General features: G+C 71.6%; 14 protein-coding genes. 9 read left to right on the top strand and 5 right to left on the bottom strand.

Features of this window, described 5'->3' with window-relative positions; all coding sequences use genetic code 11:
• Window positions 1-64 precede the first annotated feature (64 nt).
• Window positions 65-1,765 (top strand): DUF885 domain-containing protein, encoded by a 1,701-nt coding sequence (locus tag DV701_RS09820; RefSeq protein ID WP_114928142.1) that lies wholly within the window; start codon window positions 65-67, stop codon window positions 1,763-1,765.
• Window positions 1,762-2,976: a metal-dependent hydrolase family protein gene (locus DV701_RS09825; RefSeq protein ID WP_114928143.1), complete on the top strand. Its 1,215-nt coding sequence runs from the start codon at window positions 1,762-1,764 to the stop codon at window positions 2,974-2,976. Before DV701_RS09820 ends, DV701_RS09825 begins: the two co-directional genes overlap by 4 nt.
• An 82-nt stretch (window positions 2,977-3,058) precedes the next feature.
• Here DV701_RS09825 and DV701_RS09830 read toward each other — a convergent pair whose 3' ends face one another.
• Together DV701_RS09830 and DV701_RS09835 are read right to left on the bottom strand one after the other, a co-directional pair.
• Window positions 3,059-3,286, bottom strand: coding sequence for a hypothetical protein (locus DV701_RS09830; RefSeq protein ID WP_114928144.1), 228 nt, complete (start codon window positions 3,284-3,286; stop codon window positions 3,059-3,061).
• 11 nt (window positions 3,287-3,297) lie between these two features.
• The gene (locus DV701_RS09835; protein WP_114928145.1) at window positions 3,298-3,495 is read right to left on the bottom strand and encodes an asparaginase domain-containing protein; all 198 of its coding nucleotides are present in this window, start codon (window positions 3,493-3,495) and stop codon (window positions 3,298-3,300) included.
• 265 nt (window positions 3,496-3,760) lie between these two features.
• On the opposite strand from DV701_RS09835, the gene DV701_RS09840 reads away from it, so the two are divergent.
• From DV701_RS09840 to DV701_RS09865, 5 genes are all read left to right on the top strand, one after another.
• Window positions 3,761-6,334, top strand: coding sequence for an IPT/TIG domain-containing protein (locus DV701_RS09840; protein ID WP_114928146.1), 2,574 nt, complete (start codon window positions 3,761-3,763; stop codon window positions 6,332-6,334).
• Window positions 6,335-6,529: 195 nt separating this feature from the next.
• Window positions 6,530-7,474 carry a hypothetical protein gene (locus tag DV701_RS09845; protein ID WP_114928147.1) on the top strand — a complete coding sequence of 315 codons (945 nt, stop codon included), beginning with the start codon at window positions 6,530-6,532 and terminating at the stop codon, window positions 7,472-7,474.
• Between the two features lie 120 nt (window positions 7,475-7,594).
• Window positions 7,595-7,888 (top strand): type II toxin-antitoxin system RelE family toxin, encoded by a 294-nt coding sequence (locus tag DV701_RS19145; RefSeq protein ID WP_202863719.1) that lies wholly within the window; start codon window positions 7,595-7,597, stop codon window positions 7,886-7,888.
• 80 nt (window positions 7,889-7,968) lie between these two features.
• Window positions 7,969-8,385, top strand: a complete 417-nt coding sequence (locus tag DV701_RS09860) for a DoxX family protein (RefSeq protein ID WP_114928148.1) — start codon at window positions 7,969-7,971, stop codon at window positions 8,383-8,385.
• 264 nt (window positions 8,386-8,649) lie between these two features.
• The gene (locus DV701_RS09865) at window positions 8,650-10,173 is read left to right on the top strand and encodes a fatty acyl-CoA synthetase (RefSeq protein ID WP_228254968.1); all 1,524 of its coding nucleotides are present in this window, start codon (window positions 8,650-8,652) and stop codon (window positions 10,171-10,173) included.
• 28 nt (window positions 10,174-10,201) lie between these two features.
• Here the strand turns inward: DV701_RS09865 and DV701_RS09870 are convergent, their stop codons facing one another.
• From DV701_RS09870 to DV701_RS09880, 3 genes are read right to left on the bottom strand one after another with little or no spacing between them, the layout of a single operon-like run.
• Complete coding sequence (locus DV701_RS09870; RefSeq protein ID WP_114928150.1) at window positions 10,202-10,954, bottom strand: hypothetical protein; 753 nt, start codon at window positions 10,952-10,954, stop codon at window positions 10,202-10,204.
• Between the two features lie 4 nt (window positions 10,955-10,958).
• Window positions 10,959-11,687, bottom strand: coding sequence for a DUF5058 family protein (locus tag DV701_RS09875; RefSeq protein ID WP_114928151.1), 729 nt, complete (start codon window positions 11,685-11,687; stop codon window positions 10,959-10,961).
• A complete protein-coding gene (locus tag DV701_RS09880; RefSeq protein WP_114928152.1) occupies window positions 11,684-13,021 on the bottom strand; it encodes a DUF2254 domain-containing protein in 1,338 nt (445 codons plus the stop codon). The genes DV701_RS09875 and DV701_RS09880 overlap by 4 nt, the downstream gene beginning before the upstream one ends.
• Before the next feature lie 170 nt (window positions 13,022-13,191).
• On the opposite strand from DV701_RS09880, the gene DV701_RS09885 reads away from it, so the two are divergent.
• Together DV701_RS09885 and DV701_RS09890 are read left to right on the top strand one after the other, a co-directional pair.
• Window positions 13,192-14,058: a potassium channel family protein gene (locus DV701_RS09885; RefSeq protein WP_114928153.1), complete on the top strand. Its 867-nt coding sequence runs from the start codon at window positions 13,192-13,194 to the stop codon at window positions 14,056-14,058.
• Window positions 14,059-14,242: 184 nt separating this feature from the next.
• Window positions 14,243-14,860 carry a hypothetical protein gene (locus tag DV701_RS09890; RefSeq protein WP_114928154.1) on the top strand — a complete coding sequence of 206 codons (618 nt, stop codon included), beginning with the start codon at window positions 14,243-14,245 and terminating at the stop codon, window positions 14,858-14,860.
• Window positions 14,861-14,895 lie beyond the last annotated feature (35 nt).

Here is a 14,895-nt window from a genome sequence, read left to right on the forward strand (position 1 = left end):
CCGGCGGGCCGCGCCCCGCCCGCCGCACCACACCAACCCGCCACCGCGGGAGAGAAGGAGAGGCATGTCAGAGTCGAGCGCACAGGACCGGTTCGTCGCGATCTACACCGAGGAGTGGGCCTGGCGCGAGCGCGAGCTGGGTCGCCAGCCACGCTGGATCTCCGGCGAGCTCGAGCCCTTCCTCCCCGACGTCTCACCCCCGGCGCAGGAACGCCGCGCCGCCCACTGGAGCTGCGTCCGCGACCAGGTGCTCCAGATCGACCCCTCCGAGCTGAGTCAGCGCGCCCGCTCGGACCGCAAGGTCTACCTCTACCAGCTGGACACCTTCCTGGCCCAGCACAAGAACCGGATGTTCGAGGCGCCCATCAACTCCGACACCGCCTTCTGGCAGGACATCCTCGACGCGGCCCGACGGCATTACCCCACCCCCGCGAGCGTGGAGGGCTACCTCGAGCTGCTGGACGGGGTCCCGCGGCACTTCCAGGCTCACATCGCCAACATGCGCGCCGGGCTGGCCCGCGGCTTCGCCCCGCCCCGCATCACGATGGCCGGGCGCGACGCCACCGCACGCACCGTCGCCGAGGCGCGGTCGGCTGCCGACACCGACCTCCACCTGCCCGTGGGCCGCTACCGCGGCACCGACGCGGACAGGGTCGCGCAGCACATCGGGCCGCAGCTCGAACGCGTCCTCGAGGAGCAGGTGCTGCCCGCGTTCCGCGAGCTCGCGGCGTTCCTGGCCGACGACTACTTCCCGCACCTGCCGCTGGAGATCTCGGCCACGAAGAACTGGGGGGAGGAGTTCTACCGGGACCAGGTGCGGGAGTTCGCGACCCTCGACCTCACGCCCGAGCAGGTCCACCAGGCCGGGCTGGACGCCGTCGCCGAGATCACGGCACGGATGGGCGAGGTCGCGCACGAGGCCGGCTTCGACGGCGACGCGCCCGCGATGCTGGCCCACATGCGCACGGACCCCTCCTTCTACGTCGACACGCCGCAGGCCCTCCTCAAGGAGGCAGCGTGGCACGCGAAGAAGTTCGACGGCGTCGTGCACCAGTACTTCGGGCGCGTCCCCCGCCAGCGCTTCGCCATCATCGAGCCGCCGGCCGACCTCGCCCCGTTCTACACGTTCGGGCGCGGTGGCGTGGACCACTACGTCCTCAACACCTACTCCCTGCCCGACCGGCCACTCTTCTCGCTACCTGCGCTCACCCTGCACGAGGCGGCACCCGGGCACGCCTTCCAGATCCCCTACGCGTTGGAGATGACGGACCTGCCGCCCTTCCGCCGCTTCTTCTACAACTCGGCGTATGGCGAGGGCTGGGCGCTCTACGGTGAGCACCTGGGCGTGGAGATGGGGATGTACACCACCCCGTTCGAGACCATGGGCATGCTCAGCTACCAGATGTGGCGCGCGGTCCGGCTGGTGGTCGACCCCGGCATCCACGCCCTGGGATGGACCAGGCAGCAGGCCATCGACTACCTCGCGGCCAACACCGCGATCGGGATGCACGAGGTCGTCACCGAGATCGACCGCTACATCAGCTGGCCCGGGCAGGCGGTCGCCTACTACCTGGGCAAGACCACGATCCTGCAGGCGCGGCAGCGGGCCGAGGCGGCCCTCGGGGACGACTTCGACCTGCGCGCCTTCCACGACCTGGTGCTCTCCCTGGGCGCAGTCCCCCTGGAGGTCCTCGATGACGAGGTCGATGCCTTCGTCCGGGACGGCGGCAGGTCCCCCTTCGCGAGCAAGGAGGCAGCCGCATGACGCTGGTCGTCCGGGACGTCCGCCTGGCCGCCGACGACGCCCCTGTGGACGTCACCCTGTCGGACGGACTGATCGACGCGATCTCTCCCGCCGCCGGACCCGGTCCCGCCGGGGACGACGCGGAGGTGATCGAAGGCGGCGGCGGGACGCTGCTGCCCGGCCTCATCGACGCGCACTTCCACGCTTACGGCGTCGAGATCGAGAACCTGGCCATCAACGCCCACCCGCTGAGCTATGTCGGCATCAAGGGGGCCGTGCGCTGCCGGGCGGCCCTCGAGCGCGGCTTCACCACCGTCCGCGACGTGGCCGGCGGCGACCCCGGACTGGCGGCCGCGCTCCGGGAGCGCGTCCTGCCGGGTCCCGACTACTTCTACACCGGGCCGGCGCTGTCACAGACGGGCGGACACGGAGACGAACATCCCGGCGTCCTCGACCTGTGCTCCGGCCACGGCCACATGGGGGAGGTGGTCGACGGGGTCGATGCCCTCCGGGCGGCTGTGCGCAAGCGCTTCCGTGCCGGCGTCCACGCGATCAAGGTGATGGCCTCGGGCGGGGTCGTCTCACCGACCGACCCCATCCAGCTGTCGCAGTATTCGGAGGAGGAGCTGGAGACGGTGTGCCGGGAGGCTGCCAGGCGTGGCAGCTACGTGGCTGCCCACGCCTATCCTGCCGAGGCCGTGCGCCGCGCGGTCGCCGCGGGAGTCAGGTCCATCGAGCACGGCAACCTCATCGACGAGGGGGCCGCGGACGACATGGCGGCCGCCGGCGCCTTCCTCGTGCCGACCCTGGTGGCCTACGACGCGATGAGCCGCCGTGGCTCGGACAGCGGGCTGTCTGCGGAGGGACTGCGCAAGAACGGCGAGGTCCTCCTGCGCGGTCAGGACGCGGTCCAGCTGGCCCACCGTGCCGGCGTCCGGGTCGGATGGGGCTCGGACCTGATGGGAGACCTGGAGGACGAGCAGCTGAGAGGCCTCGAGCTGCAGGCCGACGCCTCCGGGCTGGATGAGACCCTGCGCTCGGCGACGGAGGTCAACGCCGAGCTGATGGGTCTGACCGACCGAGGCCGCATCGAGGTCGGTCTTCGCGCCGACCTGCTCATCCTGCCGGGACGTCTGGCCGAGGACCCCGCCCTGCTGTGGACCAACAGACCGGGACGGATCGTCATACAGTCTGGTCGCGTGGCCGCCCGGGACGGCCGCCTGGTGGACTGAGCGTCCACCGAGGCGCGCGTGCGTGCGCGGCCCAGTCTCGATGCCGCGCGGTGTGTCTAATCCGTGAATCTCCCCGTCGCCGTTACGGGTCCGCGTAGGTCTCCAGCAGGTGGGCGAGCGTGGTCCCTCCCGCAGCGGCCCGGTCATGGGCCAGCCACGCCCACAGCAGCAGCCGTGCCTGGCGTGCCTGGCGTGCCGACAGCGTCCCACCGAGCAGGACGCCCCGGTCCAGGAGGTCTGCCAGGAAGGCGCTCTCGGGCAGCGTGTCCGTGCCCTGGACCAGGACCGCCCCGTCGCTGCCGGCGGCCACCCGCTCGCGGCTCAGCCCACCGCCCGCAGGACGTGCGCGGGGGTCAGGCTGGCGCTGGGCAGCTGCTCGAGCGTCTCCGCCTCGACCTGCAGGTCCTCCCCCGCCACCCCGGCCAGCAGGTCGGCCGCTCCGAGCCTCGGCTGCGCGCCCTGCGGGCCGCCGGTCATCGTGATCGTCCCGCCCAGGCTCCCGACCGCCACACGTCGCATAACACACTCTCCCAGATCCGTCGGCACAAGATCCTTCGTCGATACGGGTCAGTGGCCACTGTCCGAAGCGGCACGCCGACGACCCTGGCGCCCGCACCCCGAAGGGTGTAGTGTGCTGGACCACCGTCGACAAGGGGTAGACGGTTTTTCTCGGGGGAGGCATCATGCCTGATTCCAGATCGATCCACACCTGCGCGACCTGCTGCGTCGCTACGACGACCGGCTCTGGCGGCTCAAGGACCTCATCGACGTCTCGGCGCCGCACGTGCTGGGCCCGTACGTGAGCGGGTCCGGCCCGATGCACGGACCGCCCGGCACGATGGTGACCGTCAGCGGGAGGAACTTCGCACCGGCGCGCTGGGACAACACCGTGCGCTTCGGCGGCGTCGACGGGCTGGTCGTGTCCGCGAGCTCCACGAGCCTGCGTGCGATCGTGCCCTACGGGGCTGCCGACGGGCCGGTCGAGGTGGAGACGGGGGGCCGGAGCGCGAGCAGCACCGTCGACTTCGTCGTCGACCCGTTCCCGGCCGTCGGCACCGGCGGCGACGGACCGCCGATCTTCTTCCACGGCGCCGGCGAGGGGCAGCCGTCGGCCGGGGTCGACCCGATCGGCACGCCCAAGGTCCTCGTCGTCTGCTGCAACGCCACCGACAAGGTCCCGTCGGACCCGTCGACGACGCGCTCGGCGATCATGACCGAGTTCGACCACGCGGTGACCTACTACGACCAGGTGTCCTACGGGCGGACGCGGCTCGACCTCGACTACACCGTCTGGGTCGCGCTCGGCGGCGCCTACACCGACTACGTCGACGCGAGCATCAACAACATCGACAACCCCGACGGGCTCAACCGGATCATGGCCGAGGCCGCGCAGGGCGCGGTCGACCAGGGGCTGGACCTCGACGACTACGTCGCGATGGCGGTCGTGCTCTTCCTCGACGGCGGGTTCATCCGCGCGTGGGGCGGCTGGTCGTCGAGCAACTTCAGCTACTCCGACGCCGCCACCTCGATCAACATCACCACCTCGGCCCCGCTGGGCCTGATGGCGATCGGCGACAACGCGGACTGGGGGCGCTTCGCGCACGAGGTCGCCCACAACTTCGTCGACGCGGGGGCGGTGCTGGGCGAGGACGTCTACTCCTCCGACCTCGTGGACCCGGCCGTGGCCACCGCCCAGAGCTTCGACCTGATGGGCAACCACGACTCGCACCCGTGCTTCAGCGCGCACTTCATGCAGCAGCTGGGCTACTGGGACGCGAGCAACGTCGTCGAGCTGGACTGGGACCGCAACCCGTTCTCCCAGACCTACACCCTCCAGGCGCACGGCTCGGTGGAGAACGCCGCCACCTCGCGGGCGCACGCGCTGCGCATCAAGATCGGCAGCGGGCTCTTCTACTACGTGGAGGTGCGGGAGCGCAACGGCGGCCCGGGCAACTCCCTCGTCTTCGACACCGCGATCCCGGTGGGTTCGGGCACCGGCGGGGTCCTGGTCACCAAGGTGTTCACCGACCGGGTGGACCTCAACCAGGAGATGCGCTTCGTCACCCTGCTCCACGACGCGCTCACCCAGAGCAGCGGCGCGGTGATCGAGGACCCGCTGCGGGGGCTGAGGATCACCGTCGGTGCGCCCACCTCGACCAACCCGCTCGTCGTCGACGTGGGCGTCGAGTGGGCCCAGACCATCGGGCCGAACCCGGCCGGCACCTTCGACCTCGAGATGAGCCAGTCGGGGGCGTCCTGGGTCAGCGACGACGTGTGGGTGGACCGCCAGCCCTGGGGCATCAGCCCCGAGCAGGTCGACGGCAGCACCGTCGCCACCCTCGAGCGACCCCGGCCCGGCGAGACCAACCGGCTCTACGCGCAGGTGCGCTGCACCGGGGCGGACGCCGCCGCCGACGTGAAGATGACCTACTACGCCATCAGCCCGCCCGGCGTCGGCGACAACGGCGCGTGGGCACCGATCGCCACGACGCTCATCCCGAGCATCGCCAGCGGCGGCAGCGCGGACGCCTTCGTCAGGTGGACGCCGACGGTCGGGGAGCACACCTGCCTGAAGGTGGTGGCCGGCAACCAGTTCGGCGAGGTCTCACCCGGCAACAACCAGGTGCAGGAGAACGTCTTCCACTTCGCCGCCCCGGCCAGCAGCCCGCCCGACCCGGTCACCATGACGTTCTGCGTGCGCAACCCGCGCGAGGAGAAGGTCGTCCTGTCCGTCGAGGCGCTCGGCGCCGCCCAGGGGTATGTCGTGCACGTCCCCCACCGCTGGGTCGAGGTGGACGCCAGGGGCGAGCGCCGGCTGGAGCTGACCGTCCTGCCGACCTCGGACATCAAGAACTATCTCTTCCTCGAGAAGCCGGGGCGCAGGAGCGAGCTGCCGTCGACGGCGTGGGGCGACCTGGTCGGCCGGCTGCCCCACAGCTATGACAAGGAGCTGCCGGTCACCGGCAACCCGGGCTCGACCCACCGCACGGTCGGCGGGATCGGGGTGTCGGTCACGCCCAAGCACAGGGGCGACATCCGGCTGGACAAGGACGAGTCGTCCGACTCTGTCTACCTGACCGGCCAGGTGCGCCCCGCCGCGCCGCAGCAGCGGGTCACGCTCGCCATCCGTCCCGAGCGGGCCGACGACCCGATGGTCGTCGACGTGCTCACCGACGACGACGGGAGATTCTGGGCGCAGATCCCGCTCAAGGCGCTCCTGGGCCACGACGGCCCGTGGGCTGCTCGCAAGCTGCGGGGCGGCCGGTTCGAGGCCTGGGCGGAGACGACGAGCTCGCAGGTGTGGGCGCCGACCCGGTCCGAGCCGGTGTACTTCGACGTCGACCGTCCGCAGGGGTAGCGCCTTCGGGCTGGCACCGGCTTGACGTGCACGTTAGCGGAGCCTTGGTGTCGTCCTGGCGACACCAACGCTCCACGGTGCGGGCCGTCCGGTCGACCGCGCCCACTCCCTGGCGGGTCCGGGCACACCGGCACCGGACGGCTGGCCTGTGGACAAGCTCTGCGGCGGGCGGCGCAGATCGGGGACCGTGTCCCCGTGAAGAACGTCACCGCCCGCCGGCAGGCGCTCGCCCAGGGCCTCACCCGGGCGACGATCCGGCACCGGCTGGGCACCGGGCGGTGGCAGCAGATCTTCCCCGGTGTCTACCTCACGCACAGCGGGACCCCGACGTGGCGCGAACGGCTCATGGCGGCCACGCTCGCCCGCGGGGCCGGCACGGTCGCCAGCCTGGAGTGTGCCCTCAACCTGTGGGGCCTGACCGACCGGGAGCCGCCGATCCTCACGCTGGCCGAACCCGTCGACACGCGCCGCACCTGCCACCTGCCCGGGGTGCGCGTGCGTCGACGCCGGCGGCTGGCGCGCGCGAGGCGGCACGGCATACCGGTGACCTCGGCGGCCCAGACGGTCCTCGACGTGCTCGCGCTGCCGGGGCGGACGCTCGACGACGACGTCGCGCTGATCATCCGCGCCGTCCGCACCAAGAAGGTCACCGTGGAGTCGCTGCGCGCGGAGCTCGAGCACCATCCGCGGCACCCGCGCCGGGCCGCGCTCGCCGAGATCCTGGCCGTTGCGGCGGACGGGCTGGAGAGCGTGGCCGAGGTGAGGTACGTGCAGCGCGTCGAGGCACCGCACGGCCTGCCGAGGATGGAGCGGCAGGTGCCGATGGACGGACCGACGGCCGTGCGGGACGGTCGGTCGCGACGGATCGACTTCAGGGACAAGGTCCGCAGGGTCAGGCTGGAGATCGACGGCGAGCTCTACCACCGGGACAAGCAGGCCGAGGACCGTAGGAGGGACCGCGAGGCCGCCGGGAAGGGCGAGGTGAGCCTGCGGGCAGGCTGGGTCGAGGTGGTCGAGCGGCCGTGCGAGCTGGCCGTCGACGTCGCGCTCGTCCAGCGGTCCCGCGGCTGGCAGGGCCGACCCCAGGCGTGCGGCTCCTCGTGCGCCGTCGGTCGGGACGCACGGTTGCGTGGCTGGTGAGAGACGTCATCCACGCACAGTTGCGCTTGCGTGAAGTCCGCGACCATTTCAGCGACGTCGTCGACCGTGTGCAGCGGAAGCACGACCGCGTGACCATCACCCGCAACGGCAGGGCCGCCGCTGTGCTCCTCAGCACCGAGGACCTACCGAGCTCGAGGAGACGCTGGCCGTGCTCAGCGACGACGAGGCGCTGGCCGACATCCGGGAGGCCGACGTCGCCTACCGGCGTCCACCCCTCGGACCACGTCGCCCTCCCACCCTCAGCGTGTCGGCAGATGGCTACGTGGACAGCTCGAGGGGATCCACTCGGCGAGGCGAGGTACCTACCGCGTTCTCTACCGGATCAACGAACCGGCACGCGAGGTTGTCGTCCTGCGGACCGAGCATCGACGGGACGTGGACGGACGGCACTGACGCCGGCCGCAGAGCTGCCGAGGTGTCGGCTGCTTGATGAGGAGTGACTCCCAGGTGCGGCCCCGTGCTTCGATGGGGCCGTGCCCACCCCCTGTCCTCGCCCACCGGCCGACGTCGAAGCGCTCGCCGCCGTCTTCCTCACCTCCGGCGCCCTGCACCTGGTCCGCCCGCAGGTCTTCGAGCCGATCGTGCCCAGGCAGCTGCCAGCGCGGCGGGAGCTCGTCCTGGTCTCCGGGGTGGCCGAGCTGGCGTGCGCGGTGGGTCTCCTTGCCCCGCGCACCCGGGCTCCGGCCGGGATGGCGAGCGCGCTCCTGCTCCTAGGGGTCTTCCCGGCCAACGTGCAGATGAGCCTCTCCTACGGCCGGCGTGCGGCGCGGACCCGTAGGCCGGCGCACGTGCTGGCCTTCGTCGGGACGCTGGCGCGGCTGCCGCTGCAGTGGCCCTTGGTCAGGACCGCCCTGCGGGCGGGAGTGGCCCGCACGGCGACCGTTGCGTGATCCACGCGGAACCTTCCGGTCCTAGACGCCCGAGCTCACCATCGAAGCGCGCCATCCGTTCCGGCACGGCATGCCCGACGCAGCGGGGACGCACTTCCGCCGGATCCGGTTGACGTCCACGTCAGCGGAGTGTTGGTGTCGTCATGACGACACCAACACTCCTCAGTGCCGGGCGACCGTTGCGACCGTGCTGCTGACGACGGCTGCTAGTTTGCAATGAAGCCGGGACCGGCAGGGCCCCGGGCTCATGGCGAGGAGGCCACGGTGTCCGCACTCATCACCCGATCCAGCACGGTCGACGGCATCCTGCGGCGCAGCGCCGCACGCTACCGCGACCGCACCGCGCTGGTCTTCGCCGGCCGCACCTGGAGCTTCGCCGAGCTGGACGAGGCGGTGACGCGGGTGACCGCATACCTGCTGGACCTCGGGCTCACCAAGGGTGAGCGGGTGGCGGCGCTGGGGCGGAACAGCGACGGCTACCTGATCGGGTTCCTGGCGTGCGCCCGGGCGGGGCTGGTGCACGTGCCGCTGAACTACAACCTGCTCGGCGGCGAGCTGGGCTACCTGCTGGCCGACTCCGGGAGCCGGGCGCTGCTGGTGGACCCGGCGCTGGAGCGGTCGCTGGCCGGGGTGGACGAGGCGGTCCTGGCGGGGGTGGAGCACCGGGTTCCGCTGCGTGACGCCGACGGCTCGGTGGTCGAGATCGCCACCGCCGCAGGCGAGCTGCCCGAGGTCGGCGTCGAGGTCGCCGACACCGACCTGGCCCAGCTGCTCTACACGTCGGGGACGACCTCCAGCCCCAAGGGCGCGATGATGAGCCACAAGGCGCTGGTGCACGAGTACCTCTCCTGCATCGTCGACCTCGACCTGACGGCCGAGGACCACCCGCTGCACGTGATGCCGCTCTACCACTCCGCGCAGATGCACGTCTTCCTCCTGCCGTGGCTGGCGGTGGGCGCGACCAGCACGGTGCTGGAGGTGCCCGACCCCGGCGAGGTGATGCGGCGGATCGAGCAGGACGGGCACCGGGCGTTCTTCGCGGCACCGACGCTGTGGGTGGCGATGACCAACCACGCCGACTTCGAGGGGCGGGACCTGTCCGGGCTGCGCAAGGCCTACTACGGCGCCTCGATCATGCCGGGCCCGACGCTGCGCACGCTGCTGGCGAAGGCCCCCGACTGCGGGTTCTACAACTGCTTCGGCCAGTCCGAGATCGCGCCGCTGGCCTGCGTGCTGCGGCCCGAGGACCACGCGCAGCGGCCGGACTCGGCGGGCAAGCCGGTGCTCTTCGTGCAGACGCGGGTGGTCGACGGCGCCGGGGCGGACGTGCCGGTGGGCGAGAGCGGGGAGATCCTCTACCGCTCGCCGCAGCTGTGCGACGGCTACTGGGGCAACGAGGAGGCGAGCGCCGAGGCGTTCAGCGACGGGTGGTTCCACTCCGGGGACCTGGTGCGGATGGACGAGGAGGGCTACGTCTTCGTCGTCGACCGGATCAAGGACGTGATCAACACCGGCGGGGTGCTGGTGGCCTCGCGCCAGGTGGAGGACGCGATCTACACCCACCCGGCGGTGGCCGAGGTGGCGGTGGTCGGCATCCCCGACGAGAAGTGGGTCGAGGCCGTCGCGGCGTTCGTCGTGCGCAAGGGCGAGGTGGACGAGGCCGGGATCGTCGAGCACGTGCGTGGCCAGCTGGCGGCGTTCAAGGTGCCCAAGCGGGTGACGTTCGTGGAGGACCTGCCGCGGAACGCCTCGGGCAAGATCCTCAAGCGGGAGCTGCGGGACGGGTAGCGGGCGGGGCGCGCCCGGGGCGGGGCGGCTACTCGCCCGGATCCTCGACCTCCGGGTCCTGGGCCGGGCCCTCGCGGCGGGCCAGCAGGAGCGCCACGACGATGGCGACGGCGGCCGCGATGCCCACCTGGCCGGTGCCCAGCAGGCGGCCGGCCCCCTCGGACACCTGGCCGACGAGCCGGATCGCCTGGACGATCAGCAGGCCCAGCACCACGACGATGACGATGTTGCGCGGCGAGAGCTTGGAGCCGAAGGCGTAGATCATCGCGCCGACGATCCCGGGGATGGCGTAGGTGAAGGCGGCCAGGACCGAGTCGGGCAGCGCCTGCACGATGAACGTGCCGCCGATGATGACGACGAAGAGGATGACCAGGTTGGTGATCGTCGAGGCCGCCAGCCCGTAGACGGCGGCCAGCTCGGCCCGCTTGGTGCCCGGCTCGGCGTCCAGCGCCTTCTGGACCCCGCCGACGACCGGCATCCGCATGTTGCCGATGTTGCCGGACAGGAAGGACATGTAGTTGCCGACCGGCCCGAGCACGGGGTAGTAGGAGATGGGCTCGACGATCCAGATGATGCCGACGAACCCGAGGACGAAGATCATCCCGGCCGTGAGCGTCGTGACGTCGACCCCGTGGCCGAGGACGACCGAGAGGTAGAACGGGATCGCGAACGAGCCGACCAGGGCGACGAGCAGGCTCAGCCGCCCGCGGTCGTGCACCTTGCGGTAGTAGGCGTGGTCGTAGTCGTGGTGCTGCTGCGTCGTGAGGTCAGGAGTGTCCATGGCGTCAGATCCTTTCCGCGAGGACGCCGGCGATGATGGCCAGGACGAGGGCCAGGCCGATCGCCCACTCCCCCATCCAGGCCAGCCCGCGGCGCAGGTGCGCCAGCCGGACGAAGCCCCACATGGCGAGCGCGCCGACGACCACCGCGGCCAGTGGGCCGTAGTTGGCACCCTCGTCGGCGGTGATGCCGCCCATCGACTGCTCGTAGCCCATGACGAAGAAGACCATGAAGGGCGCCATCGCCCCGACCAGCCCGATCAGGGCGGGGTTGGTCTGCTCGAACTTCTCCTGCGCGGTCTCCAGCGGCTTGGTGAACAGGATCGTCGTGACCAGCCAGCCGGCGCCGCCGAAGGCCATCACCCAGGTGGCGGTGGCCAGCAGCGTGGGGGTGAACTCCGCCGTGCCGAGGGTGTCGCCCGAGCCGGCGTTGGCGGTGAGCCCCTCGAACGCCGCCGAGCCGATGATCCCGATGCGCGAGAGCGTGATCGGTGCGCCGATGAGGCCGATGAGCACGATCGCGACGGTGAAGACCGCGATCGCCGGCCCGATCGTGGCGATCGTGCCCACCCGGATCGCCTTGGCCCGTTCGGCGTGGGTGATGACCCCGGTGTCCTTGACGTACCTGTTGGCCATCGCCACGAACATGTACGTCTGGACGAGCACGAGCCCGACCATCCCGAGCGCCAGCCCCCACACGACGGGGCTGTGCGCCAGTTGCAGCGTCTCGGTCATCGCTGACCACCTCCAGGGTCGGGCCTCATCGTAGCCGCCCGCACCGCCTCGACCCTGGAGGTGAAGGCCGCCACGTCGTGGGGCTGCTGCTCCCCGCGGCGGAACGCCTCCTCGAGCAGCGCCAGCTGCCCGGCCAGCTCGGAGCGCAGGCCGGGCTGTTCCGCGCGGGCGCCCACGCGCTCCACGAGGTCCACGGCGGCGTGCATGACGGCCGGGGAGGAGACGGCATACCACCGTATGTTGTCCAGCACCGTCGTGGTGAGCTCGCCGGCGTCGACGGGCGAGGTGCGGACGCGCACGGTGCCGTCCTTGTCGGCCCTCCACCCGGAGGGCATCGGCCGGGCCGCCAGGCGGGACAGCCCTGCCGACAGGTCGTCCAGCGCGTTGATGGCCGTGAACGGGTCGTTGGTCCCCGGGGAGAGGGCCCTGACCGCGAGCTCCACCAGCTGCTGGACGGCGAAGGAGACGTCCTGGAAGGGGTCGCGCTCGTCCCCGACCCGGACCGTCCCGCCGATCGACTCCCTCACCTGCGAGGTGGCCCGGCCGGCAGGATGCACCGAGGCGAGCAGGGTGCCCTGCACGACGTAGTCGCCCGGCCGCACGTGCAGGTCGACGCGCACGTCTGCGTCCCGGGCCTCGTCCATCAGCTCCTCACCGCTGACCCGGGTGACGTATCCCGCCCTCGAGGCCCGCACCGGCTCGGCCTGCTCGGACCACGCCTGCCGCCCGGGGACGGGGTCGCCCTCCTCGCCGACGTGCTCGGGGTAGAGGCGGTCGATGGTGTCGAACAGGTCCGTGCGCACCCGCCGGGAGATGGTGGCGATCTGGATCGAGCTGGAGATGTGGTGGATGAAGTAGACCAGGACCCCGACGTTGAGCACCGCCAGGACGACCGCGAAGTTGACCGCGAGGTGGGGGACGAACGCCTCTGCCTGGGAGTCCGCCGGGTCGCCGATCGTGCGGATCGAGCGCAGGACGAGCAGGCTGTAGAGGAAGGTCGCGACATACACCCCCAGCACGACCTGGTTGCCCCGGTCCGCCATGAAGTTGCGCACCAGGCGGGGACCGTAGCTGGACGACGTGAGCGCAAGCACCGCCATCGTGATCGAGAACGTGGTGCCGGCGACGCCCAGGGCCGAGCCGGCGATGGACCCCAGGATGTCGCGGCTGCCGGTCTCCCCCACCCGGTAGACGATGCCGTCCGCCCAGCCCGGGAGGTTGAGGACCCACGTGCCGTCGACCCAGACCAGCAGCTCGGCGAGCACGACGGCCACGAGGCACAGCAGCGCCGGGACGAACCAGAAGCGCTGTCCGAGCCGATGTATGACGTCCATGGCGCCAGCGTGGCAGGCGACCGCCCCGTCGAGGGGGCGGCGCGCGGCGCTCGCCCGGGAACGGCCTGGGCGTGCGGGCCGTCCGGCCCGTCCCTACGGTGGGTCCGAGGAGCGAGCGAGCCCAGCACACCAGCGGAAGGAACGAGGATGACCCAGGACCGGCACCCCCGATGAGCGTCGTGCTCACCCTCGCCGGGGTGCTGCTCGTCCTCGTGGGCCTGCAGGACATGTTCCACACCCTGCTGCACCCCACCGGGCAGGGCCGGCTCACCGGACTGGTCCTCGCCGCGCTGTGGAAGCTCTCCAGGGCCACCCGGCACCGCCTCGTGGTCGTCGGCCCGTCCGGGATGCTGCTCGTGCTCCTGCTGTGGGTGATCCTGCAGGTGTGCGGGTGGGCCCTGATCTACCTGCCGCACGTGCCGCGCGGCTTCACCTACTCCTCCGGCCTGGACCCCGGCCGCTACGTCGATGCCGTGGAGTCCCTCTACGTCTCGGCGGTCACCCTGACCACGCTCGGCTACGGCGACGTGGTCGCCACCCAGCCGTGGGTGCGCGCCGTCTCCCCCCTGGAGGCGTTGACCGGGTTCGCGCTGCTGACCGCGGGCCTGACGTGGTTCACGCAGATCTATCCCCCGTTGTCCCGCCGACGCGCGCTCGCGCTGGAGCTCAAGGGGCTGGCCGACGCCGGCTACGCCGACAGCCTGCAGGACACCGACCCTGCGGTCGCGACCAGGGTCCTGGACACCCTCGCCGCGCAGGTCGGCACGGTGCGCATCGACTTCGCCCAGCACGGCGAGGGCTTCTACTTCCAGGAGTCCGACCCCGACCTCTCCCTGGCCCACCACGCGTCCTACCTGGTGCGGCTGACGTCCTCGGCCCTGGCCTGCCCGGACCGCTGCGTGCACCGCAGCGGTCTGCGGCTGTCGTCCTCGGTCGAGCAGCTCAGCGCGACCCTGGACGCGAACTTCCTCCACGTGGGAGCCGGGCCGCAGCAGGTCTTCGACGCCTACGCCGTCGAGCACGGCCACGGGCAGTAGCACAGGATTTTTCACCCCTTTGGGCGGATTGCGCCGGCCGTCGGGTCGACCTAACGTCGAAGACGGCCCCCGCCTGGTCCGTCAGGTGCGGGGCCACCACCATGCCCGGGGGCCGTTTGCGATTGCGGCGCCCGTTCAGTCGTGCTTGCGTGCAGGGTGGATGGCCCTACCTGAAGGAGGAGCCGTGACCACATCACACGACGACAGCGACGGACACCTGGACCGGGTTGCCGCCGACCGCGACGCCATCGTGGAGCGCGAGCGGGAGGCGTTCGGCGGCCTCCAGCCCGGCGCGACGTTCTTCGGCTGGCTCAGCGCCATGGGGATGGCGGTGCTGCTCACCGCCCTGCTCGCCGCCGTCGGCGCGGCGGTCGGCCTGGGCACCGGCACCACGGTCGAGGAGGCCGCCCAGCAGGCGCAGCAGGCCTCGAGCGCGATCGGCTGGGCCGGCCTGGTCGGGCTGGTCGTCGTCCTGTTCGTCTCCTACTTCTGCGGTGGCTACGTGGCCGGGCGGATGGCGCGCTTCGACGGCGCGAAGCAGGGGCTCGGCGTCTGGCTGTGGGCGCTGGTGGCGGCGATCGTCGTCGGGCTGCTCGGCATGCTCGCCGGTGATCGGTTCAACCTCCTCGGCCGGGTCAACGCCTTCCCGCGCATCCCCCTCGGCGAGGGCGACCTGACCACGATCGGCATCGTCGCGGCGGTCCTGGCCGCCCTGGTCCCGCTGGCGGCGGCGCTGCTCGGCGGCCAGGCGGGGATGCGCTACCACCGCAGGGTGGACGACGTGGGGATGGACTACCGCTGAGCTGAGTCGCCCACCCCGGGGCCACCTTTGAGACG

The organism is Ornithinimicrobium avium (assembly GCF_003351765.1).
In the GTDB taxonomy this organism is placed as follows: Bacteria; Actinomycetota; Actinomycetes; order Actinomycetales; family Dermatophilaceae; genus Ornithinicoccus; species Ornithinicoccus avius.

Excerpts from the sequence above, each read along its gene's own strand:
- DV701_RS09820 (WP_114928142.1), top strand. The coding sequence starts at position 65 with ATGTCAGAGTCGAGCGCACAGGACCGGTTCGTCGCGATCTACACCGAG.
- DV701_RS09825 (WP_114928143.1), top strand. The coding sequence starts at position 1,762 with ATGACGCTGGTCGTCCGGGACGTCCGCCTGGCCGCCGACGACGCCCCT.
- DV701_RS09835 (WP_114928145.1), bottom strand. The coding sequence starts at position 3,495 with ATGCGACGTGTGGCGGTCGGGAGCCTGGGCGGGACGATCACGATGACC.
- DV701_RS09870 (WP_114928150.1), bottom strand. The coding sequence starts at position 10,954 with ATGGACACTCCTGACCTCACGACGCAGCAGCACCACGACTACGACCAC.
- DV701_RS09875 (WP_114928151.1), bottom strand. The coding sequence starts at position 11,687 with ATGACCGAGACGCTGCAACTGGCGCACAGCCCCGTCGTGTGGGGGCTG.
- DV701_RS09880 (WP_114928152.1), bottom strand. The coding sequence starts at position 13,021 with ATGGACGTCATACATCGGCTCGGACAGCGCTTCTGGTTCGTCCCGGCG.
- DV701_RS09885 (WP_114928153.1), top strand. The coding sequence starts at position 13,192 with ATGAGCGTCGTGCTCACCCTCGCCGGGGTGCTGCTCGTCCTCGTGGGC.